Below are 25065 nucleotides of genomic sequence, written 5' to 3'. Positions count from 1 at the left end.
TCATGATTCCAGGAAAAGAAACTAACGTTGAGAAGAATAATTCTCAAAAAGATAAAACCGGTTCTTTTGAATTGTTTGATGTTGAGCACTTTTTAAGAAGGATATTAAAGAACTGGTATTGGTTTGTTTTAATGCTGTTTATTGGCTACTGTATCTCATGGATGTATGGTAAATATTATGCACAGAGTATTTATGCTTCAAACCTTTCTTTAAGTGTATCTAATAATACTTCCAGCTACTTTACTCCTAACCAGTCAATTAACTTTATTTGGGGACAGGGAGGAAATCAAGACGGGATTTATTTGAAAAAAATGCTTTTGTCAAGATCACACAATGAATTTCTTGTAAAGGAGCTTGATCTTTTTGTTAACTATTCTACAAAAGGATCTATAAAATCTACTTATCTGGATAAAGACGATTCACCGGTCTTTGTGCAGATTGATAAGAAACACTTACAACAGATTAATTATCCTATTACATTGATGCCAAAAGGAGGAAATACGTATGAAGTGGTATTACCTGATAAAGGAGAATCAACTCATTTGTATAATTATGAAGTGGAGGGGTTTCAGGATATTCATAGCTTTAAAAGACCATCGAATAAAATAATTAAAGTAGGAGAATGGTTCATAGCACCTAATATTAAATTTAGACTGCTTCAGAATCCAATAACCCCAAATATTAAACTGGATAATATTATTGTTAATCTTAGTTCTGTCAATCAGTCCGTTAATGAGATTGTATCAACCATCGGAGTAGAGTTTGATAAGGAGATCAATTCTATTATGATCATTACAAAAACAGGTTTCAATCTTAATGGAACTGTAAATTTCCTTAACAAGTCTGTAAGTGAGCTACAGAAGAAAAGGATGCTTGATAAAATGACCGTTGATAAAAATACGGAAACCTATCTTCAGGATAATCTTACAGGAGTAAGAAAGAAACTGGATTCAAGTGCTACTGTTCTCAACTATTTAAAAACTTCGGAAAAGCTCTACGACATTAAAGATAGAGATGAAAAATCTCTGACGAAGATTAAGGAACTGGAAGCAAAAAAGGCAGACCTGACAAGTAAAATTAACTCCCTTAATCTTATTAAGAACACACTGGAGAACCAGAATTTTGATAAAATGATCAGTACAAATGCTGCAGGGTTCGAAGACGGAATGTTTACGGCTTCAGTTTCGGAACTTAAGGCATTGTATCTTAAAAGGAGAGAAATGGCTACGATTTATACGCCAAATTCAGAACCTATGAAAGAAATCAACAGGCTGATCAGTGATGCAAAATTAAGCTCTTCCAACTCTTTGAGCAATTACTATAATGGATTTAATGTTGAAATCAATAAGATTAATCAACAGGTAGCTGAAGCTAATGCTGATCTTGACGCTTACCCTGAAAAGGAAAGAAAGTATTTAGATGCAGAAAGAGGATACAATATGATTGAAGCCACTTATAATAGTTTACTGGGAAGGCAGAATGAAACTAAGATGAGGATGGCGACGAATCAATCTGATATATCTGTTATTGACCCTGCCAAAAATGTAGGACAGTCTCCTATCGGGCCCAACGTAAAAGGAACGAAGCTGGTCATTATGGGAGGTTTATTACTTCTGCCGTTTTTGTTTATTTTAATCGGAGAATTGCTGGATAATAAAATAAGAAATATTAAAGAATTATTGAGTGCTACCAAAATTCCATTGCTTGGAGTGGTAGGTAATAATAATAATGAGAATATGCTTACCGTGCTTGATCAGCCTAAGTCTTCAGTTTCTGAAGCATTTAGAGGAATAAGGGCGAATATGCGATTTTTGTCTGATGAAAATGAAAAGAGTAAAGTTGTTTTAATTACTTCATCGATTGGAGGGGAAGGTAAAACATATGTTTCAATTAACCTTGCTTCAGTTCTTGGTTTAAGTGATAAAAAGACTATTCTTTTGGGAATGGACCTAAGAAAACCAAAAATATTCGGTGATTTCAAAATTGATAATAAATATGGAATTTCGAATTATCTTACAGGCGAAGTTTCCATTGACCAGATTATCAATAAAACAACAATTCCAAATCTTGATGTTGCCACATCAGGGCCAATTCCTCCGAATCCGTCAGAGCTGTTAATGAGCAAAAAGAATATTAAATTCATTGAAGAGTTAAGGGAGATTTATGATTTTATCATTATTGATTCCCCGCCGGTAGGACTTGTTGCAGACTCATATGAATTGATGAAATATTCTGATACTAACATCTATGTGGTGCGTCATGAATATACTGAAAAGTATATGCTTAAAATGATTACGGAAAAATATCATAATAATGAGATTGAAAACCTTGGTCTTGTATATAATGATTATATTATAAAGCAGGGATATGGTTATGGCTATGGATACGGATACGGTTATGGCTATTTTGATGAGGACAAAAATTACAAAGAGCCGCTATTGATTAAAATAAGAAATAAAATACAGGCAATTTTTAATAAAAAATAAAACATTAAACCCTCATTTAATGAGGGTTTATTATATAAGGCTTTTATTGATTCTATTAAAAAAAGAATATTTTCGGTACTTTGTCGTTTACTTTATAACAAATTATGTTTTTTTGTTTGTTTTTAACTAAACATTAAGAATATCATTAATATAAAAATGTTTTATATTTGCAAAAATTAAATTTTAAAATAACCATAAATCCATATTCTTTTATGAATAAAAAATTATTATTTAGCTTCCTGGCCGTCCTTGGAACAATGACTGGTGTGAAAGCACAAAGAAACGAATTGGGAGTTCGTCTAGGTATGAGTAACCTAGTGGGTGATATAGGAAGTACGAGTTATATTTTACAAAAGCCGTTGGATTTAAGCAGAGCATCAGATTGGGGAGTTCCATTTTATGGTGGTATATTATATAGATTTAATTTTAATCCCTACCAAACTGTTAGACTAGATTTAGGTTATAATCAGGTACAGTTCAGTGATAAAGCAGCGAAAGAAGATTATAGAAGAAATAGAAACTCATTTGGAAAGAATAATGTATATGAAGCAAGTTTGGTATTTGAATATAATTTTTTCCCGGTAAATAATGAGCAGATAAGTATGGTTAGCCCTTATATATTTGGGGGTATTGGAGGTTTAATGTTTGATGCTCCTAAAGCGACTTTAGTGAATGACTTTAGAAGAGATGCAGATGGAGTAGCACAAGCTCCGATTAATGAAAGGGATTTTACTACAAGAGCAGAATATTCTCTGGGTAAGAAAGTAACAATGCATATTCCTTTTGGAGTCGGATTAAAATATAAATTTAACCATAGCTGGGCAATATTTGCGGAAGCTACGTTTAGATATACATTAACAGATCAGTTGGATCATAGTAAAATATTAACTAAAGATGTTGTATCTACCTATAATGGAGATATAGTAAATCCTACAACAGGAGGGTCTTTATTGCAAACAGGAAATTATTATGCTGTTTCAAAAGAAAGAGAAGCTGCATTTGTTAATGGAAGAAATGTTGGAGATACAAAATCTAAGGATTGGATGAATACCTTTAGCTTAGGTCTTACATTCTCCTTTGGAAGACCTCCGTGTTATTGTGAGTAATTAGTATGTCGTTGATTAAAGATAAAATAAATTCAGAGAATTTACCAAAACATGTTGCTATCATTATGGATGGCAATGGAAGATGGGCAAAATCTCGTGGTGAAGAAAGAACATTTGGTCATAAAAATGCCATTAATGCTGTAAGAAATGCCATTAATGCGTGTAATGAGATCAATATCCCATATTTAACATTGTATACATTCTCTTCGGAGAATTGGAACCGGCCGAGCGATGAAGTAAATACTTTAATGAATTTGCTTACTGAAACATTATTGCTGGAAGCGGAAGAAATCTTCAGCAAAGGTCTAAGAATGCATGTTATTGGGAATCTGGATAAGCTGCCACCTCTTGTAAAAGAGCAGCTGCTAAGAGTGGTGGAATTAACAAAAGAAAACACAAAAGGTAATTTAGTATTAGCGATCAGCTATGGCTCGCAAAACGAGATCCTGAATGCCGTGAGAAATATAAGTTCTGATGTAAAAGAAGGCAAGGTGAATGTAGAGAATATTGATGAGAAATTATTCGAAAATTATCTCTATACAAAAGATTTTCCACCTGTCGATTTATTAATAAGAACCAGTGGTGAAATAAGAATTAGTAATTTTCTTCTTTGGCAGATCGCCTATGCAGAACTCCAGTTTTTAAATGTTCTGTGGCCAGATTTCACAAAAGATATTTTCTTCCAATGTATTGTAGACTATCAAAACAAAGAAAGGAGATATGGCCTAACCGGCGAACAAATAAAAATCCAGTAAAATTTAAAGAAAAGAAAGACTACGATAAAATGAAGTTTAGACTATTACCCATCATCATGTTTGTTGCTTCTGCACATTTTTATGGACAGGTGACTCCACAGGATAGCACAAAAGTGAATAACCCTGTGCATGCAGAAAACCAAACAGGAACCTACGTTCTTAAAGACATTGTTGTAGATGGGGTTAAGAAATATACACCTGCACAAATCTTAAGATTTACAGGATTATCTAAAGGAGAAAGTGTGGATATCCCCGGACAAAAAGTTAGCAATGCTATCAAAAAGCTTTGGGATACCCAATCATTTTCAGAAGTAGAGGTTTATGTTCAAAGTATTGAAGGAGAAACAGTAGTTTTGAAATTTTACTTGCAGGACTTAAAAGAACTTGGAGAAGTTAAATTTTCCGGTAAAGGAATTGGAAAGTCAAAAAGCGAGAAACTAGCTAAGGATAATAACCTTAAGCCGGGAACTAAAATTACACAGAATTTAGTTTCAAGCCTAAAAACAAATGTTCCTAAAGACTATATTAAGAAGGGGTTTGCAGATGCAAAGATTTCCATTCAGGATAAAGTAAATGCAAATGACCCTGCATTAGTGGACTGGACCATCAATGTAGATAAAGGCAAAAGAGTAAAGATTGATCATATTGAGTTCGAAGGGAACGAAAATGTGAGCGATTCTAAACTTAGAAACAAAGCATTTAAAGAAACCAAACAAAAAAGATTTGGGATCGGTGGTATCTTGAAATCCTCAAAATTTATCGAAGATAAATATCAGGAAGATAAACAAAGCCTGATCAGCTATTATAACTCATTAGGTTATAGAGATGCTGCTATCGTATCCGATTCTGTTTGGAGAAATAAAAGAAATAATTACGAAATCAACGTAAAATTAAAAGAAGGTAAAAAATACTATATCGGAGATATCACTTTTACCGGAAATACAGTATATGCCACAGAATACCTGCAAAGACTTCTCGGTTATAAAAAAGGAGATATTTATGATGCAGTAGGTTTCAACAAAAAAGTTGGAGAAGATGGAGGTAAGGAGGATGATTCCGATATCAAATCGGTATACATGAATAATGGTTACCTTTTCTCTAATGTAACCCCTGTTGAAAAATCAGTATCTGGTGATTCTATTAATCTGGAAATCAGAGTAAACGAAGGAGAACAGGCAACTTGGAACAGAGTTACTTGGCAAGGAAATACAACAACTCATGACCACGTAATTCTGAGGGCATTAAGAACAAAACCAGGGGAGCTATTTAAGAAAACCGAAATCAAAAGAACTTATTTTGATTTAGCAGGTATGTCTTTCTTTGATCCGCAACAGATCGGTCAGGATATCCAGCCAAATCAGCAGGACAATACAGTAGACATCAACTGGAAACTTGTTGAAAAAGGATCCTCACAAGTACAGCTACAAGCGGGATATGGAGGAAATAGCTTTATCGGAACATTAGGTTTAACCTTTAATAACTTCTCTTTAAAGAACTTCCTGAAGTTTAAGGATTTCAGACCTGTACCTCAGGGAGATGGACAGACCCTGTCTATTCAGGCTCAGGCCGGACAATATTTTCAGAATTATGGGGTGTCGTTTACTGAACCATGGTTATTCGGAACAAAGCCAACGGCACTTTCTGTAAGTATTAATAACTCAATTGTTAGATATAGTACGTCAGTTACAACGACAAGTACTGACGCATCAAGATTGAACATTTTTTCGGCATCTGTTGGGTTAAACAGGCTATTGAAATGGCCGGATGATTATTTCTCATTGTATACTGGGATTCAGTACCAGAAATATGATTTCAAAAACTACCCATTTGACTTTGGTGGAACTACAGAGAATTACGGGACTGCCAATAACTTAAGTTTAAACTTAGGACTAAGCAGAAACTCTGCAGGTATCGACCCGATATTCCCTACAATGGGTTCCAATATCGAACTTTCTGCGAAGTTAACTCCACCATATTCATTGTTTAGTAATAAAGACTATTCTACAATGTCGCCTACGGATAAATATAAGTGGATGGAATTTTATAAAATTAAATTCAAAGCTGATGTTTATAACGAAATTGCAGGTAAGTTAGTTCTAAGGTCTTCTGCCGAAATGGGCTTCATGGATGGTTATAACAAGCAGTTGGGAGCACCACCTTTCGAAAGATTCTATATGGGAGGAACCGGGCTTTTCGGAGGAAGATATGACGGTAGGGAATTAATTCCTTTAAGAGGTTATGAAAATGCTTCTACTTACGGAGGAGATGGTACTCAGGGAGATATCACTCCACAAGGAGGAGGTACCATTTATAATAGATTTACATTAGAGCTAAGATATCCGATATCATTAAATCAGACAGCAAAAATTTATGCACTAACCTTTGCTGAAGGAGGTAACGTTTGGAACTCATGGGGAAGCTACAATCCTTTCCAGTTAAAAAGATCAGTGGGTGTAGGGGTAAGAGTATATATGGGAGCATTTGGATTGATCGGATTTGATTTTGCTTATGGATTTGATAAACCAATAAACTCATCAGAGCCTTCAGGATGGAAGACACACTTCTTAATGAACCAATCATTATAATGATCACATGAAAAAAATTAAAATCATTTTCACATTTGTATTATTTTTGCTCTTCAGTTTTAGCAATGCGCAGAAAATTGGAGTAGTTGATACAGAATATATTTTGAACAAGCTTCCACAATATAAAGAGGCAGAAGCAAGATTAAATTCGCAGATTGATACTTGGGAATCGGAACTTCAGAGTTTGAATGCTGAGTATGAAAAGAAAAGATCTGCATTTGAAAATGAGAGAGTATTATTAGTTGGAGACCAGCTCAAACTGAGAGAAAAGGAAGTAATGGATCTCGACAAAAACATTAAAACAACAACAAGTTTACGCTTTGGAACAAACGGGGAGATTACAAAATTGAGATCTAATCTCGTTGAACCTTTTCAGGATCAAATTTGGAATGCTGTAAAAACCATGTCCGAGAAAAATGGCTTGGGCATAGTTCTTGATAAAAGCAATAACATTAATGTTATTTTTCTTCAAAAAAGATATGACTATACAGACAAAGTACTAGACATTCTTTTAAAAGGAACAGAAAAGAAAGAAAAAACTAATACAAGAGGTAAAAAGTAATCGATGGAATTAACTTTTACTGAAATTAAAAATCTAAAACAAATTAAATTATTTATTTACCAATTATGAAAAAATTAAGTGTATTATTTGCAGCAGTAATGATGGTTGTATCTGTAGGTATGGCAAAAGCTCAAAAAATTGCTACTTTAGATGTTATAGGTGTTCTTAACGCAATGCCTGAAAAGAAAAAGGCTGATGCTGACTTAAAGACTTTCTTAGATACTAAGCAAGCTGAGATCAAAAAGAAAGCAGATGCTGGACAAGCTAAATTAAAGCAATATTCTGAGGAAGCTCCTAAGAAAACTGCCGATGAAAACAAAGCAAGAGAAGCTGAATTAGCTAAAATGCAAGAAGAAATTCAACAAATGAACGATAAAGCTCAGAAAGATTTTGTGGCTAAACAAGATGCAGCTTACGAGCCTATTGAGAAGAAACTAAACGAGGCTGTATCTAAAGTAGCTAAAGCTGCAGGATATGATTTCATTATGGATGCAAACTCTTCCGCATTTGTATACAAAGGAGGTCCGGATGCGACTCCAGCTGTAAAAAAAGAATTAGGTGTTCAATAATCTAACAAATTAACAAACATTTATAAAACTTACCACCTCTTTTAGGGGTGGTTTTTTTATTTTTGCCAAATGGAAAAAGAAGTATCAACAACGGTAAAAGTCAGATTCAGTGATTGCGATCCTATCGGGCATCTCAATAATGTAAAGTATTTGGATTATATGTTTAATGCGAGAGAAGATCACGTTGAAACATTTTATGGCTTTACTTATGAAGAGTACACCAAAAAAACTGGCTGTACCTGGATTGCTATACAGAATGAAATAGCATACCTGAAAGAAGTAAGATACAATACCCAGGTTGTAATCAGCAGCAAAACAATCGACATACAGGACAGAACTGCAAAAGTTGAAATTCTTATGAAGAGTCTTGATGAAAGTACAATTCATGCTGTTTTATGGGTTACCGTAATTTATTTTAATGTTAAAACAAGAAAATCAGATATACATCCTGAAGATATTAAAGAAATTTTCCATAAGTTCTACGTAGATTTAGAAGAAAAAGATTTTCAATCAAGAGTTAAGTTTTTAAGATCCCAAAACGCAAAAAATCCATAATGAAGAAAATAGTTGTTATAGGCAGTAATGGTCAGTTAGGCAATTGTATAAGGAAAATAGCCCCTGATTTTGAAAGTGATTATGAATTTATTTTTACGGACTCCCAGACCCTTGATATTACAGATGAAGACCAGGTAGACACCTTCTTTTACGATAATAAGCCGGACTTCTGTATCAATGCATCAGCGTATACAGCGGTAGATCTGGCTGAAAAAGAGAAAGAAAAAGCATTTGCAGTAAATGCTGATGGGGTAGCACATCTTGCCCAGGCATGTTCTGAACATAAAACAGTTTTAATACATGTTTCTACGGATTATGTTTTTGATGGAGAAACAAATTTATGCTATTCTGAAGATGACTTTACAAATCCGATTGGGGTATATGGAGCATCTAAATTAAGAGGAGAAGAACTTGCATTGGAAATTAACCCTCAAACAATTATCCTGAGAACCTCCTGGCTGTATTCTGAATTCAATAAGAATTTTGTAAAAACCATGCTGAACTTGTTTTCGCAAAAGGATGAGTTGGGAATTGTAGCAGACCAATTCGGACAACCGACTAACGCAAATGATCTTGCAGAGGCCATTATGGATATTATTAAAACCTCACGTAAGAACTTTGGTGTTTTCCATTTTTCAAATTATCCTGAAACCACCTGGTATGAGTTTGCAAAAAAAATTGCTGAATTATCAGAATCTTCAGTTAAATTAAATGCACTGACTACTGAACAATATCCTACTCCGGCCAAAAGACCTAAGAGAAGTACAATGTGCTTAGACAAAATTGAAGAAGTTTATAAAATTGAACCCAAACATTGGGAGAATAGTCTTGAAGAATGTGTTAGCATTCTTTCACAACAATAAATATCTATGAAGAACCTTGCAATTGTAATTTTTGTTTTTGCCATTCATTTTTTTAATGCACAAAATGTGTATTTAACAAAAGTTGAGAAAACAAATGATAACTCAGATAAATTTTTATTTAAAATTAAAGAGGAAATAAAAGATGCGCAATATCTGGGAGAAGTTGAAGTGCGTGGTTTTTCGAAAGACGATGCTGCTGTTTTTTCTATGATATTTAAAAAAGCAAAAGAAATCGGAGCAAATGCAATTTCTTTACAGCCTTTTAACAATGTAGATGGATCTCATCAGGCTTTTAATCCTTCAAATTATAAATTGAATTTATATTATTTGCCAAAAGAAAAATTTGTTTCACAAACAGATCATATATTTTTGTTTGCATCCTCGGATAAAGATCAAAAAATTAGTGTTAATAAGAAAGACTATTTATTATCTCCAAGATCTTTTTTTGTAATAGACGTTGTTCCGGGTGAAGTGTATACCATATCTACGAGGAAATTATTAGGCTCGACGATCAAAATTCAGCCTAAGGCAAATGAAACCAATCAGTATTTCCAGGTGTCAGCTCTTAAAGTAAAATCTGATAATACCGGAGTTGGTGGATTAAACCTTAAATCAGGTGATATTATTGGACTGGAAAAATCTTTTGCTGAATTTTTAAGTTTAATATATACCAAATTAGATTCTAAATAAGAAGGATCTTCTTGTTTGCATAAAAAACGACCTCAAATTCATAGAGGTCGTTTTTCTTTTATATATACTATATGTAAACTTTATCTAGTATTTACCCGTCTCTTCATCTTTTATACTTTTCTTTTTGATAAAATCCCGTCTTTTATTAGATTTTAATTTTTCCCTTTTCCCTTGTTATAGCAGTTTTCTCCTATGTTTTTACCTTTATCACTCTAAACCCAGAAAAAAGCATTGAAATTTTTTAAGTTGCTTATCAGCGAGTTAAGATCAAATATGAACTAAATATGAATTTAAGTATAAAATGATTTGGATTATGTGATGAATAAGGTGTACTTTTGCCCCACTGAAAACGAGAGATAGTAGGTAGCGCAGAAGAGAGTAATTATAAACGAAAGATTAAAAAAAAAATAAATAATAATTTATTTTGAAAATTGAGAAAAGTTTGTATCTTTGCAGTCCCAATTAAGGGAGCGCGGAGTAAAATTGAGATAAGTGTTAGAGAGGGATTAAGGTTACAGAAAAAACTTTAAAATTTTCTTCAAAAACATTTGGTCAGTTCAGAAACATTAATTACTTTTGCACTCGCAAATCTAAAGCAAAAACGACAGAAAAAAAGCTTTAGAGAAAAGCGGAAGAAGAGAGATCATTGAAATACAATATAACAACCAAGTAAGGAAAAACTAAAGCGTCAAAACTTTGAGTGAGTCAGACAAACATACAATGGAGAGTTTGATCCTGGCTCAGGATGAACGCTAGCGGGAGGCCTAACACATGCAAGCCGAGCGGTATAGATCTTTCGGGATCTAGAGAGCGGCGCACGGGTGCGGAACACGTGTGCAACCTACCTTTATCAGGGGGATAGCCTTTCGAAAGGAAGATTAATACCCCATAATATATTAGATGGCATCATTTGATATTGAAAACTCCGGTGGATAGAGATGGGCACGCGCAAGATTAGATAGTTGGTGAGGTAACGGCTCACCAAGTCAATGATCTTTAGGGGGCCTGAGAGGGTGATCCCCCACACTGGTACTGAGACACGGACCAGACTCCTACGGGAGGCAGCAGTGAGGAATATTGGACAATGGGTGAGAGCCTGATCCAGCCATCCCGCGTGAAGGATGACGGCCCTATGGGTTGTAAACTTCTTTTGTATAGGGATAAACCTACCCTCGTGAGGGTAGCTGAAGGTACTATACGAATAAGCACCGGCTAACTCCGTGCCAGCAGCCGCGGTAATACGGAGGGTGCAAGCGTTATCCGGATTTATTGGGTTTAAAGGGTCCGTAGGCGGACTCGTAAGTCAGTGGTGAAATCTCATAGCTTAACTATGAAACTGCCATTGATACTGCGGGTCTTGAGTAAGGTAGAGGTAGCTGGAATAAGTAGTGTAGCGGTGAAATGCATAGATATTACTTAGAACACCAATTGCGAAGGCAGGTTACCATGTCTTAACTGACGCTGATGGACGAAAGCGTGGGGAGCGAACAGGATTAGATACCCTGGTAGTCCACGCCGTAAACGATGCTAACTCGTTTTTGGGTTTTCGGATTCAGAGACTAAGCGAAAGTGATAAGTTAGCCACCTGGGGAGTACGAACGCAAGTTTGAAACTCAAAGGAATTGACGGGGGCCCGCACAAGCGGTGGATTATGTGGTTTAATTCGATGATACGCGAGGAACCTTACCAAGGCTTAAATGGGAAATGACAGGCTTAGAAATAGGCTTTTCTTCGGACATTTTTCAAGGTGCTGCATGGTTGTCGTCAGCTCGTGCCGTGAGGTGTTAGGTTAAGTCCTGCAACGAGCGCAACCCCTGTCACTAGTTGCCATCATTCAGTTGGGGACTCTAGTGAGACTGCCTACGCAAGTAGAGAGGAAGGTGGGGATGACGTCAAATCATCACGGCCCTTACGCCTTGGGCCACACACGTAATACAATGGCCAGTACAGAGGGCTGCTACCAGGCGACTGGATGCTAATCTCGAAAGCTGGTCTCAGTTCGGATTGGAGTCTGCAACTCGACTCTATGAAGCTGGAATCGCTAGTAATCGCGCATCAGCCATGGCGCGGTGAATACGTTCCCGGGCCTTGTACACACCGCCCGTCAAGCCATGGAAGTCTGGGGTACCTGAAGTCGGTGACCGTAACAGGAGCTGCCTAGGGTAAAACAGGTAACTAGGGCTAAGTCGTAACAAGGTAGCCGTACCGGAAGGTGCGGCTGGAACATCTCATTTTAGAGCGTTGAAGAACGTTAAACAAAATAAAGGTACTTAAGTGTACCATGTACTTACTTAAAGAGAAGCTTTAGTTTTTTATTTGGTTGATATATAAAAAAATACAACACCCACTAGAAATTAGTAAAAGGGAAGAGATTTAGAAAAGAAGTTAGAAATTAGAAGTTAGAGATTAGTCTAACATCTGATATCTAAAATCTAACATCTAAAACAAAGTCTCGTAGCTCAGCTGGTTAGAGCGCTACACTGATAATGTAGAGGTCGGCAGTTCGAGCCTGCCCGAGACTACTAATTATAAGACGGGAAGAGATCAGATATAAGACATGAGACATTAAGTCTGAGATCTAGGATCTGATATCTGAAGTCTACTAGAGGGGGAATTAGCTCAGCTGGCTAGAGCGCCTGCCTTGCACGCAGGAGGTCAAGGGTTCGACTCCCTTATTCTCCACAGTTTGTATATGTAAAAAAGAAGCATGTAAACCTCATGACGAGAGCCGTCATTGATACATGAATACGTTTTACATTAATACAGAAGAAATAAAGATCATTGACATTAACGGTAAAGACATCACAAAGAGAAAACCGAGCACTTATAAGTGCTTGAGTAACCTAAAAATAGGAAAGAAATCGTTAAGGGCGTATGGCGGATGCCTAGGCTTTCAGAGGCGACGAAGGACGTGGTAAGCTGCGAAAAGCTGCGGGGATTGGCACACACGAATTGATCCGCAGATGTCCGAATGGGGCAACCCAATACATTGAAGATGTATTACCTCGTAAGAGGAGCAAACCCGGAGAACTGAAACATCTAAGTACCCGGAGGAAAAGAAATCGAAGAGATTCCGTAAGTAGTGGCGAGCGAAAGCGGATTAGCCCAAAAGTCTTTATATATTTAGAAGAACGTACTGGAAAGTGCGGCCATAGACGGTGATAGCCCGGTATTCGAAAGGTATATATAGATGATAAATGAGTAGGGCGGGACACGTGAAATCCTGTCTGAATATGGGGGGACCATCCTCCAAGGCTAAATACTCCTGAAAGACCGATAGTGAACAAGTACTGTGAAGGAAAGGTGAAAAGCACTTCGAATAGAAGGGTGAAATAGAACCTGAAACCGTACGCCTACAAGCGGTCGGAGCCCACAAGTTGGGTGACGGCGTGCCTTTTGCATAATGAGCCTACGAGTTAATTTTACTAGCGAGGTTAAGGACTTCAGGTCCGGAGCCGGAGCGAAAGCGAGTCTGAATAGGGCGGATAGTTAGTAGGATTAGACGCGAAACCTTGTGATCTACCCATGGGCAGGTTGAAGCTCTGGTAACACAGAGTGGAGGACCGAACCGGTTGACGTTGAAAAGTCTTCGGATGACCTGTGGGTAGGGGTGAAAGGCCAATCAAACTGGGAGATAGCTCGTACTCCCCGAAATGCATTTAGGTGCAGCGTTGATTATAAGTTTATTAGAGGTAGAGCTACTGATTGGATGCGGGGGTTTCACCGCCTACCAATTCCTGACAAACTCCGAATGCTAATAAATGTTGATCAGCAGTGAGGGCATGGGTGCTAAGGTCCATGTCCGAGAGGGAAAGAACCCAGACCAACAGCTAAGGTCCCCAAATATATGTTAAGTTGAAGCAACGCGGTTGGACTGCATTGACAGCTAGGATGTTGGCTTGGAAGCAGCCATTCATTTAAAGAGTGCGTAACAGCTCACTAGTCGAGCGGTCCGGCATGGATAATAATCGGGCATAAACATATTACCGAAGCTATGGATTTGTACATTGTACATCTGGTAGGGGAGCATTCTGTTTGCGCCGAAGCAGTATCGTGAGGTATTGTGGAGCGGACAGAAAAGAAAATGTAGGCATAAGTAACGATAAAGGGGGCGAGAAACCCCCTCACCGAAAGACTAAGGTTTCCTCAGCCATGCTAATCAGCTGAGGGTTAGTCGGGACCTAACGCGAACCCGAAAGGGGTAGTGGATGGACAATGGGTTAATATTCCCATACTTGCTCACACTAAAAAGGGGACGGAGTGCCGTACCTGCTGGAGACTGACGGAATAGTCAAGGCCTAGCCTTCGGGCGAAGCTGCTGCAGGGAAAGTGCTTCCAAGAAAAGCCGAAGTGAAGCAACCCGTACCAAAACCGACACAGGTAGTCGAGGAGAGAATCCTAAGGTGCTCGAGTGAGTCGTGGCTAAGGAACTAGGCAAAATAGTCTCGTAACTTCGGAAGAAGAGACGCCATCAGCAATGGTGGCCGCAGTGAAGAGGCCCAGGCGACTGTTTATCAAAAACACAGGACTCTGCTAAATCGAAAGATGCTGTATAGGGTCTGACACCTGCCCGGTGCTGGAAGGTTAAGGAAGGGCGTTAGCGTAAGCGAAGCGTTTGACTGAAGCCCCAGTAAACGGCGGCCGTAACTATAACGGTCCTAAGGTAGCGAAATTCCTTGTCGGGTAAGTTCCGACCTGCACGAATGGTGTAACGATCTGGGCACTGTCTCAGCCACGAGCTCGGTGAAATTGTAGTATCGGTGAAGATGCCGATTACCCGCAATGGGACGAAAAGACCCTGTGAACCTTTACTATAACTTCGTATTGACTTTGAGTAAGTAATGTGTAGGATAGGTGGGAGACTATGAAGCAGGCACGCTAGTGTTTGTGGAGTCAACGTTGAAATACCACCCTTTACTTACTTGGAGCCTAACTTCCTTTAGGAAGGACATTGCGTGGTGGGTAGTTTGACTGGGGTGGTCGCCTCCAAAAGAGTAACGGAGGCTTTCAAAGGTACCCTCAGCACGCTTGGTAACCGTGCGTAGAGTGTAATGGCATAAGGGTGCTTGACTGTGAGACCTACAAGTCGATCAGGTGCGAAAGCAGGACATAGTGATCCGGTGGTTCCGTATGGAAGGGCCATCGCTCATAGGATAAAAGGTACTCCGGGGATAACAGGCTAGTCTCCCCCAAGAGCTCACATCGACGGGGAGGTTCGGCACCTCGATGTCGGCTCGTCACATCCTGGGGCTGGAGAAGGTCCCAAGGGTTGGGCTGTTCGCCCATTAAAGTGGCACGCGAGCTGGGTTCAGAACGTCGTGAGACAGTTCGGTCTCTATCTATTGCGGGCGTTAGATGTTTGAGAGGGCTTGATTCTAGTACGAGAGGACCGAATTGAACAAACCTCTGGTGTATCAGTTGTACCGCCAGGTGCACCGCTGAGTAGCTATGTTTGGAAGAGATAAGCACTGAAAGCATATAAGTGCGAAACTCGCCTCAAGATGAGACATCTTTTAAGGGTCGTGGGAGATGACCACGTTGATAGGCTACAGGTGTAAAGTTGGTAACAGCATAGCCGAGTAGTACTAATTACCCGTAGATTTATAGCCTATAGGTTACACTAGTTCAAGTCTTATAAGTGCAATACTGGTTTTGCCTTTGTGATGAAATTTACCGATAAAACAGATGTCAGATACAAGACATCAGATGACAGACTTTATAATGAGTCTGAAATCTGAAATCTAGCCTCTGATATCTTATATACCTTCTTTAGGGTGGTTTTAGCGGTGGGGCTCACCTGTTCCCATTCCGAACACAGAAGTTAAGCCCACCAGCGCCGATGGTACTGCGACAAGCGGGAGAGTAGGTCGCCGCCAGTTTTTATTAAAAGTCTCATACATGAATTTGTATGAGACTTTTTTGTTTTATAACTATACCTATACATATCTATACCTACCATACCATAGGAATAAAAGATAAATGATCATTGATGAATTATAAATGATAAAAGATCAATCATCAATTATCAATCATTATTGATTAACAGACAAATATCAATTAATAGGGCTCATTATCAATCATCATTTTATCATTTATCATTCATAGTTAGTAGGACTTTGTATTTTATTCCTCTTCCAACAACAACAACAACAACAACTACTACTACTACTACTACTACTACTACTTTAGGCTCTTTATTCTTTTACAAGCTTTCATCAATAGAGGTGGTCTTTAGCCCTTCAGTAATAGCCTCCAAAATCCTAGTGGCTTTAGCCAACTTAAAAACGTTCCATTTTTAATTTTCAACTTTTAGGTTTTAATCGCCAATCACCAATAATATCTTAATCAATTATAAATTATTCCATATTGTTATTGCATGCACAGCTTAATGAATTATATGCCTGGAAGAATGACCTTATCCGGAATAAAGATATCCCAATAGTATATTGCAATTGATGAAAAGCTTTACTTTAGGAACAGGATCTAAATCCTAGGAAATTTGAGCTCAAAGATTTTATCCTGTCATCCGGAGCAATACAAGATATAATATGATCTATACTTTAATAACGGGCATAATGATATGGATTACGAATATCAATATAATCGGAGATCATATAAAGACCCTATCTTGCACCTTTACCAGTAATAAGTATGTTGATTTATTATTCAAGCTACCACAATGTGGTGAAAAAGGAGGAAATTTAAATAAAGAATAAAGAATAAAGAATAAAGAGATACTTATTGATCTTATAAAATGCTACATCATATTTTTTGTTGTGTTCAAACCGAATTTATTGCAGTCTTTTTTTTAGTCAGATATTTTTTTCTTTACTCTTCAGCACTTCATTTTCCATTTTTCTCCTTACTTTTCCCTTTCTACTTCTTGTTTTTCCTGTCTCAACCCTCCATTTTTCCATAGAAAACCCTTCATTTTATAGCTTTTATTTTTTTCCTTTTCCCTTGTTATGGCAGTTTTCTCTTATGTTTTCGCCTTTATCATTCTAAACCCAGGAAAAAGCATTGAAATTTTTTAAGTTGCTTATCAGTGAGTTAAGATCAAATATGAACTAAATATGAATTTAAGTATAAAATGATTTGGATTATGTGATGAATAAGGTGTACTTTTGCCCCACTGAAAACGAGAGATAGTAGGTAGCGCAGAAGAGGGTAATTATAAACGAAGATTTAAAAAAATAAATAATAATTTATTTTGAAAATTGAGAAAAGTTTGTATCTTTGCAGTCCCAATTAAGGGAGCGCGGAGTAAAATTGAGATAAGTGTTAGAGAGGGATTAAGGTTACAGAAAAAACTTTAAAATTTTCTTCAAAAACATTTGGTCAGTTCAGAAACATTAATTACTTTTGCACTCGCAAATCTAAAGCAAAAACGACAGAAAAAAAGCTTTAGAGAAAAGCGGAAGAAGAGAGATCATTGAAATACAATATAACAACCAAGTAAGGAAAAACTAAAGCGTCAAAACTTTGAGTGAGTCAGACAAACATACAATGGAGAGTTTGATCCTGGCTCAGGATGAACGCTAGCGGGAGGCCTAACACATGCAAGCCGAGCGGTATAGATCTTTCGGGATCTAGAGAGCGGCGCACGGGTGCGGAACACGTGTGCAACCTACCTTTATCAGGGGGATAGCCTTTCGAAAGGAAGATTAATACCCCATAATATATTAGATGGCATCATTTGATATTGAAAACTCCGGTGGATAGAGATGGGCACGCGCAAGATTAGATAGTTGGTGAGGTAACGGCTCACCAAGTCAATGATCTTTAGGGGGCCTGAGAGGGTGATCCCCCACACTGGTACTGAGACACGGACCAGACTCCTACGGGAGGCAGCAGTGAGGAATATTGGACAATGGGTGAGAGCCTGATCCAGCCATCCCGCGTGAAGGATGACGGCCCTATGGGTTGTAAACTTCTTTTGTATAGGGATAAACCTACCCTCGTGAGGGTAGCTGAAGGTACTATACGAATAAGCACCGGCTAACTCCGTGCCAGCAGCCGCGGTAATACGGAGGGTGCAAGCGTTATCCGGATTTATTGGGTTTAAAGGGTCCGTAGGCGGACTCGTAAGTCAGTGGTGAAATCTCATAGCTTAACTATGAAACTGCCATTGATACTGCGGGTCTTGAGTAAGGTAGAGGTAGCTGGAATAAGTAGTGTAGCGGTGAAATGCATAGATATTACTTAGAACACCAATTGCGAAGGCAGGTTACCATGTCTTAACTGACGCTGATGGACGAAAGCGTGGGGAGCGAACAGGATTAGATACCCTGGTAGTCCACGCCGTAAACGATGCTAACTCGTTTTTGGGTTTTCGGATTCAGAGACTAAGCGAAAGTGATAAGTTAGCCACCTGGGGAGTACGAACGCAAGTTTGAAACTCAAAGGAATTGACGGGGGCCCGCACAAGCGGTGGATTATGTGGTTTAATTCGATGATACGCGAGGAACCTTACCAAGGCTTAAATGGGAAATGACAGGCTTAGAAATAGGCTTTTCTTCGGACATTTTTCAAGGTGCTGCATGGTTGTCGTCAGCTCGTGCCGTGAGGTGTTAGGTTAAGTCCTGCAACGAGCGCAACCCCTGTCACTAGTTGCCATCATTCAGTTGGGGACTCTAGTGAGACTGCCTACGCAAGTAGAGAGGAAGGTGGGGATGACGTCAAATCATCACGGCCCTTACGCCTTGGGCCACACACGTAATACAATGGCCAGTACAGAGGGCTGCTACCAGGCGACTGGATGCTAATCTCGAAAGCTGGTCTCAGTTCGGATTGGAGTCTGCAACTCGACTCTATGAAGCTGGAATCGCTAGTAATCGCGCATCAGCCATGGCGCGGTGAATACGTTCCCGGGCCTTGTACACACCGCCCGTCAAGCCATGGAAGTCTGGGGTACCTGAAGTCGGTGACCGTAACAGGAGCTGCCTAGGGTAAAACAGGTAACTAGGGCTAAGTCGTAACAAGGTAGCCGTACCGGAAGGTGCGGCTGGAACATCTCATTTTAGAGCGTTGAAGAACGTTAAACAAAATAAAGGTACTTAAGTGTACCATGTACTTACTTAAAGAGAAGCTTTAGTTTTTTATTTGGTTGATATATAAAAAAATACAACACCCACTAGAAATTAGTAAAAGGGAAGAGATTTAGAAAAGAAGTTAGAAATTAGAAGTTAGAGATTAGTCTAACATCTGATATCTAAAATCTAACATCTAAAACAAAGTCTCGTAGCTCAGCTGGTTAGAGCGCTACACTGATAATGTAGAGGTCGGCAGTTCGAGCCTGCCCGAGACTACTAATTATAAGACGGGAAGAGATCAGATATAAGACATGAGACATTAAGTCTGAGATCTAGGATCTGATATCTGAAGTCTACTAGAGGGGGAATTAGCTCAGCTGGCTAGAGCGCCTGCCTTGCACGCAGGAGGTCAAGGGTTCGACTCCCTTATTCTCCACAGTTTGTATATGTAAAAAAGAAGCATGTAAACCTCATGACGAGAGCCGTCATTGATACATGAATACGTTTTACATTAATACAGAAGAAATAAAGATCATTGACATTAACGGTAAAGACATCACAAAGAGAAAACCGAGCACTTATAAGTGCTTGAGTAACCTAAAAATAGGAAAGAAATCGTTAAGGGCGTATGGCGGATGCCTAGGCTTTCAGAGGCGACGAAGGACGTGGTAAGCTGCGAAAAGCTGCGGGGATTGGCACACACGAATTGATCCGCAGATGTCCGAATGGGGCAACCCAATACATTGAAGATGTATTACCTCGTAAGAGGAGCAAACCCGGAGAACTGAAACATCTAAGTACCCGGAGGAAAAGAAATCGAAGAGATTCCGTAAGTAGTGGCGAGCGAAAGCGGATTAGCCCAAAAGTCTTTATATATTTAGAAGAACGTACTGGAAAGTGCGGCCATAGACGGTGATAGCCCGGTATTCGAAAGGTATATATAGATGATAAATGAGTAGGGCGGGACACGTGAAATCCTGTCTGAATATGGGGGGACCATCCTCCAAGGCTAAATACTCCTGAAAGACCGATAGTGAACAAGTACTGTGAAGGAAAGGTGAAAAGCACTTCGAATAGAAGGGTGAAATAGAACCTGAAACCGTACGCCTACAAGCGGTCGGAGCCCACAAGTTGGGTGACGGCGTGCCTTTTGCATAATGAGCCTACGAGTTAATTTTACTAGCGAGGTTAAGGACTTCAGGTCCGGAGCCGGAGCGAAAGCGAGTCTGAATAGGGCGGATAGTTAGTAGGATTAGACGCGAAACCTTGTGATCTACCCATGGGCAGGTTGAAGCTCTGGTAACACAGAGTGGAGGACCGAACCGGTTGACGTTGAAAAGTCTTCGGATGACCTGTGGGTAGGGGTGAAAGGCCAATCAAACTGGGAGATAGCTCGTACTCCCCGAAATGCATTTAGGTGCAGCGTTGATTATAAGTTTATTAGAGGTAGAGCTACTGATTGGATGCGGGGGTTTCACCGCCTACCAATTCCTGACAAACTCCGAATGCTAATAAATGTTGATCAGCAGTGAGGGCATGGGTGCTAAGGTCCATGTCCGAGAGGGAAAGAACCCAGACCAACAGCTAAGGTCCCCAAATATATGTTAAGTTGAAGCAACGCGGTTGGACTGCATTGACAGCTAGGATGTTGGCTTGGAAGCAGCCATTCATTTAAAGAGTGCGTAACAGCTCACTAGTCGAGCGGTCCGGCATGGATAATAATCGGGCATAAACATATTACCGAAGCTATGGATTTGTACATTGTACATCTGGTAGGGGAGCATTCTGTTTGCGCCGAAGCAGTATCGTGAGGTATTGTGGAGCGGACAGAAAAGAAAATGTAGGCATAAGTAACGATAAAGGGGGCGAGAAACCCCCTCACCGAAAGACTAAGGTTTCCTCAGCCATGCTAATCAGCTGAGGGTTAGTCGGGACCTAACGCGAACCCGAAAGGGGTAGTGGATGGACAATGGGTTAATATTCCCATACTTGCTCACACTAAAAAGGGGACGGAGTGCCGTACCTGCTGGAGACTGACGGAATAGTCAAGGCCTAGCCTTCGGGCGAAGCTGCTGCAGGGAAAGTGCTTCCAAGAAAAGCCGAAGTGAAGCAACCCGTACCAAAACCGACACAGGTAGTCGAGGAGAGAATCCTAAGGTGCTCGAGTGAGTCGTGGCTAAGGAACTAGGCAAAATAGTCTCGTAACTTCGGAAGAAGAGACGCCATCAGCAATGGTGGCCGCAGTGAAGAGGCCCAGGCGACTGTTTATCAAAAACACAGGACTCTGCTAAATCGAAAGATGCTGTATAGGGTCTGACACCTGCCCGGTGCTGGAAGGTTAAGGAAGGGCGTTAGCGTAAGCGAAGCGTTTGACTGAAGCCCCAGTAAACGGCGGCCGTAACTATAACGGTCCTAAGGTAGCGAAATTCCTTGTCGGGTAAGTTCCGACCTGCACGAATGGTGTAACGATCTGGGCACTGTCTCAGCCACGAGCTCGGTGAAATTGTAGTATCGGTGAAGATGCCGATTACCCGCAATGGGACGAAAAGACCCTGTGAACCTTTACTATAACTTCGTATTGACTTTGAGTAAGTAATGTGTAGGATAGGTGGGAGACTATGAAGCAGGCACGCTAGTGTTTGTGGAGTCAACGTTGAAATACCACCCTTTACTTACTTGGAGCCTAACTTCCTTTAGGAAGGACATTGCGTGGTGGGTAGTTTGACTGGGGTGGTCGCCTCCAAAAGAGTAACGGAGGCTTTCAAAGGTACCCTCAGCACGCTTGGTAACCGTGCGTAGAGTGTAATGGCATAAGGGTGCTTGACTGTGAGACCTACAAGTCGATCAGGTGCGAAAGCAGGACATAGTGATCCGGTGGTTCCGTATGGAAGGGCCATCGCTCATAGGATAAAAGGTACTCCGGGGATAACAGGCTAGTCTCCCCCAAGAGCTCACATCGACGGGGAGGTTCGGCACCTCGATGTCGGCTCGTCACATCCTGGGGCTGGAGAAGGTCCCAAGGGTTGGGCTGTTCGCCCATTAAAGTGGCACGCGAGCTGGGTTCAGAACGTCGTGAGACAGTTCGGTCTCTATCTATTGCGGGCGTTAGATGTTTGAGAGGGCTTGATTCTAGTACGAGAGGACCGAATTGAACAAACCTCTGGTGTATCAGTTGTACCGCCAGGTGCACCGCTGAGTAGCTATGTTTGGAAGAGATAAGCACTGAAAGCATATAAGTGCGAAACTCGCCTCAAGATGAGACATCTTTTAAGGGTCGTGGGAGATGACCACGTTGATAGGCTACAGGTGTAAAGTTGGTAACAGCATAGCCGAGTAGTACTAATTACCCGTAGATTTATAGCCTATAGGTTACACTAGTTCAAGTCTTATAAGTGCAATACTGGTTTTGCCTTTGTGATGAAATTTACCGATAAAACAGATGTCAGATACAAGACATCAGATGACAGACTTTATAATGAGTCTGAAATCTGAAATCTAGCCTCTGATATCTTATATACCTTCTTTAGGGTGGTTTTAGCGGTGGGGCTCACCTGTTCCCATTCCGAACACAGAAGTTAAGCCCACCAGCGCCGATGGTACTGCGACAAGCGGGAGAGTAGGTCGCCGCCAGTTTTTATTAAAAGTCTCATACATGAATTTGTATGAGACTTTTTTGTTTTATAACTATACCTATACACATCTATACCTACCATACCATAGGAATAAATGATAAACGATAAGGGTCAGTGATCATTTATCATTGATGATTGATAAATGATCTTTTATCATTTATCATTCATCATTTATTATTAATGCTAGCTATCTAAACTCTTTTCGAAGAAACAATCCAACATTGGTTTTGGTTACAGGGTTTAAGTCATACTGATCAAAATCTATAGCAAGTCCATATTGAAAGGCTTTGTTGTCCAATCCTATCCGAAATTGTTGCTGACTTCTACGGTGTAGTTTAAAATCTAACCAGCTGGTAGTGGCCAGTAGCTGGGTAAAGAGCTGATAATCTCGATTGATTGGATACCGATAATTGATCATTACAATAGCTTCCCGCAAAGGAATATTGATTACCATGTAAGAAAGAAGTATTATAGCGGATAATCTTGGAGTACGTTTGGAATATTGTGCTGTTAGAAAAGGAGTAATTCCGGTAGTATTAACGAATTTCATTCCGGCACCCGCCGCAAAAGGACCTGCGTAATTATAGGTTACAGCCATATTACTAAATACTTCATCAAAACGGCGATCATCTTTAGTATAGAAGCTGTGTACAGCTGTTATGTTAAGAAAATTAAATTTCTTCTGTCTATCAATTTTTTTTGTAACAATTGTGGACAGCAGTATTTTTCTATAACCTGCATCAATCTCTGTTTGAATTATCGGTGGAGATGGGATACTATCATTGGTGATTTGTGCATGGAATAAGTATGATAAAAGTAAAAGGCAATAGCTGAAATTTTTTTTATACGAATACAGCATAGAGATATAAGTTTTAAGATGAACAATTAAAATAGGTTGTATCAAAAACAGTAAGAATAAATCTATCTTTGTTCTATTGTATTAATGTCTTTTCTTAGAAGCCCTGAAGCTTTCCAATAAATGATACTTGCTAGCAATGCTACACCTGTTGCAGATAACAATGAATAGCGTATGGCATTAACACTATATGTTTCAGACAAAAGATCATTGAAAAAGCCTGGGATAGAACTGCCAAATCCATGACCGATAAAGTTGCAGGATATGGTTAATATTGCAGCTGCCAGTGTACGTACTTCAACACGTGTGACTGTCTGAGCTACACCCCACGATACTCCAATATGAAATGCGAGAAAAAATGTTGTAATACCGAGTCCTATAATGGCCATAGCAGCATTTGTGGAAAATAGGAATACAAGAGAAAAGGCGGCACATAAAAATGTTGCTATAGCTGGGATTTGTAAGATATATTTATAATCTTTCTTTCCAAAGGTATTAGAAAGCCATCCTCCGAGAAAGGCACCTGCAAGACCCGTTCCCCCTTTCACCACTCCTACAATCAATCCTATTTGTTTTCCATTAAAGTGATAAATTCTTCTGAGGAAAGTTGCTTCCCACGTACTTAATGCATAAATCACGAAAGCTCCCATAGTGGTTGCGATGAGTACAAGAAGATAACTTTGCCGGCTAAAAATGTCTTTAAGGGCTTCTTTTAAAGGAATTCCAAGCTCTTTTAGTTTGTAATGTTCTTCTGAGCTGCCTCGTAATGGTTCTTTCATTGTTAAACGGATAATGAGAGCAAGTATAAGTCCTGGTGCTCCGGCAAAAAAGAAGGCATAACGCCATCCCAGCATTTGGCCTACAAGACCAGCAATGATATAGCCTAACAGTATTCCAATGTGAAGACCTCCGGAATAAATGCTGAAAGCTTTAGGACGCTTTTCTTTCGGGAAAAAATCGGAAAGAAGAGAATGACCAGGAGCAGACCCCATTGACTCTCCAAAGCCAACCATGATCCTGGCAATAGTAAGCTGAAGAGTATTAGCCACAAGTCCGCTAAAAGCAGTCATGGCACTCCATATAGTAAGTCCTGTAACCACAATATTCCTTCTGTTATATCGGTCGGCAAGTCTTGCAACGGGAAAGGTCATGGCAGAATAAAATGCAACGAAAGCGAAGCCTGATAATAAACCCATCACAGTGTCTGATAGGTGGAATTCCTCTCTGATAGGGTCCAAAAGTACATTGAAAATAACCCGGTCCAATAACCCTAGCGCAAATACCAAAGTCAGTAATAGTAGTGCATAATTAGGCTGGGTTTGCCCCAGCCTTTTATGCTCAGAAATTTGAGAGTCCATATAAGTTTTATTTTTT

The 25065-nt window shown here is 39.5% G+C and carries 11 protein-coding genes, 4 tRNA genes and 6 rRNA genes; 19 read left to right on the top strand and 2 right to left on the bottom strand.

Translation table 11 applies throughout. From position 1 onward, the window contains the following. Positions 1–2: 2 nt before the first annotated feature. The 19 genes from ACNFU2_RS12350 to rrf (ACNFU2_RS12260) all read left to right on the top strand — a co-directional run bounded on the left by ACNFU2_RS12350 (position 3) and on the right by rrf (ACNFU2_RS12260) (position 22836). Complete coding sequence (locus ACNFU2_RS12350; protein WP_273649872.1) at positions 3–2486, top strand: exopolysaccharide transport family protein; 2484 nt, start codon at positions 3–5, stop codon at positions 2484–2486. 212 nt (positions 2487–2698) lie between these two features. Beyond that, a complete protein-coding gene (locus tag ACNFU2_RS12345) occupies positions 2699–3592 on the top strand; it encodes a DUF6089 family protein (RefSeq protein WP_172282395.1) in 894 nt (297 codons plus the stop codon). Positions 3593–3597: 5 nt separating this feature from the next. Beyond that, positions 3598–4347, top strand: a complete 750-nt coding sequence (locus tag ACNFU2_RS12340) for an isoprenyl transferase (protein WP_418121910.1) — start codon at positions 3598–3600, stop codon at positions 4345–4347. 29 nt (positions 4348–4376) lie between these two features. Continuing rightward, on the top strand, positions 4377–6932 hold the full coding sequence (gene bamA / locus ACNFU2_RS12335) for an outer membrane protein assembly factor BamA (RefSeq protein ID WP_273649870.1): 2556 nt from the start codon (positions 4377–4379) through the stop codon (positions 6930–6932). A gap of 7 nt (positions 6933–6939) precedes the next feature. Next, entirely contained in the window at positions 6940–7494 is a 555-nt protein-coding gene (locus ACNFU2_RS12330) for an OmpH family outer membrane protein (RefSeq protein WP_172281075.1), read from the top strand. Between the two features lie 65 nt (positions 7495–7559). Further along, a complete protein-coding gene (locus ACNFU2_RS12325; RefSeq protein ID WP_172281073.1) occupies positions 7560–8063 on the top strand; it encodes an OmpH family outer membrane protein in 504 nt (167 codons plus the stop codon). Positions 8064–8132: 69 nt separating this feature from the next. Next, a complete protein-coding gene (locus tag ACNFU2_RS12320) occupies positions 8133–8618 on the top strand; it encodes an acyl-CoA thioesterase (protein WP_172281071.1) in 486 nt (161 codons plus the stop codon). After that, positions 8618–9481, top strand: a complete 864-nt coding sequence (gene rfbD, locus ACNFU2_RS12315) for a dTDP-4-dehydrorhamnose reductase (protein WP_418121907.1) — start codon at positions 8618–8620, stop codon at positions 9479–9481. Before ACNFU2_RS12320 ends, rfbD begins: the two co-directional genes overlap by 1 nt. 6 nt (positions 9482–9487) lie before the next feature. Continuing rightward, on the top strand, positions 9488–10171 hold the full coding sequence (locus tag ACNFU2_RS12310; protein ID WP_418121905.1) for a hypothetical protein: 684 nt from the start codon (positions 9488–9490) through the stop codon (positions 10169–10171). 717 nt (positions 10172–10888) lie between these two features. Further along, positions 10889–12405, top strand: a 16S ribosomal RNA gene (locus ACNFU2_RS12305). A 214-nt stretch (positions 12406–12619) separates the two neighbouring features. After that, positions 12620–12693: transfer RNA gene (locus ACNFU2_RS12300), tRNA-Ile, on the top strand. Between the two features lie 86 nt (positions 12694–12779). After that, positions 12780–12853: transfer RNA gene (locus ACNFU2_RS12295), tRNA-Ala, on the top strand. Between the two features lie 172 nt (positions 12854–13025). Continuing rightward, positions 13026–15780, top strand: a 23S ribosomal RNA gene (locus ACNFU2_RS12290). Between the two features lie 161 nt (positions 15781–15941). Continuing rightward, positions 15942–16050 (top strand): 5S ribosomal RNA (rrf, locus tag ACNFU2_RS12285). 1624 nt (positions 16051–17674) lie between these two features. Then, a 16S ribosomal RNA gene (locus tag ACNFU2_RS12280) occupies positions 17675–19191 on the top strand. 214 nt (positions 19192–19405) lie between these two features. Next, positions 19406–19479, top strand: a tRNA-Ile gene (locus ACNFU2_RS12275). Positions 19480–19565: 86 nt separating this feature from the next. Then, a tRNA-Ala gene (locus ACNFU2_RS12270) sits at positions 19566–19639 on the top strand. A gap of 172 nt (positions 19640–19811) precedes the next feature. Beyond that, positions 19812–22566, top strand: a 23S ribosomal RNA gene (locus ACNFU2_RS12265). Between the two features lie 161 nt (positions 22567–22727). After that, positions 22728–22836, top strand: a 5S ribosomal RNA gene (rrf, locus tag ACNFU2_RS12260). Together the 16S, 23S and 5S rRNA genes with 4 tRNA genes alongside form the textbook arrangement of a ribosomal RNA operon. 186 nt (positions 22837–23022) lie before the next feature. Here the strand turns inward: rrf (ACNFU2_RS12260) and ACNFU2_RS12255 are convergent. Together ACNFU2_RS12255 and ACNFU2_RS12250 are read right to left on the bottom strand one after the other, a co-directional pair. Continuing rightward, positions 23023–23694 carry a hypothetical protein gene (locus ACNFU2_RS12255; protein ID WP_418121903.1) on the bottom strand — a complete coding sequence of 224 codons (672 nt, stop codon included), beginning with the start codon at positions 23692–23694 and terminating at the stop codon, positions 23023–23025. A 62-nt stretch (positions 23695–23756) separates the two neighbouring features. After that, a complete protein-coding gene (locus tag ACNFU2_RS12250; RefSeq protein WP_418121901.1) occupies positions 23757–25049 on the bottom strand; it encodes a spinster family MFS transporter in 1293 nt (430 codons plus the stop codon). Positions 25050–25065: the final 16 nt, after the last annotated feature.

Origin of the sequence: Chryseobacterium sp. PTM-20240506, from assembly GCF_048296755.1 — a bacterium.
Classification (GTDB): domain Bacteria; phylum Bacteroidota; class Bacteroidia; order Flavobacteriales; family Weeksellaceae; genus Chryseobacterium; species Chryseobacterium proteolyticum.
Note: the sequence above shows the minus strand (reverse complement) of the source record. Positions and strands in the feature narration are given on the sequence as shown.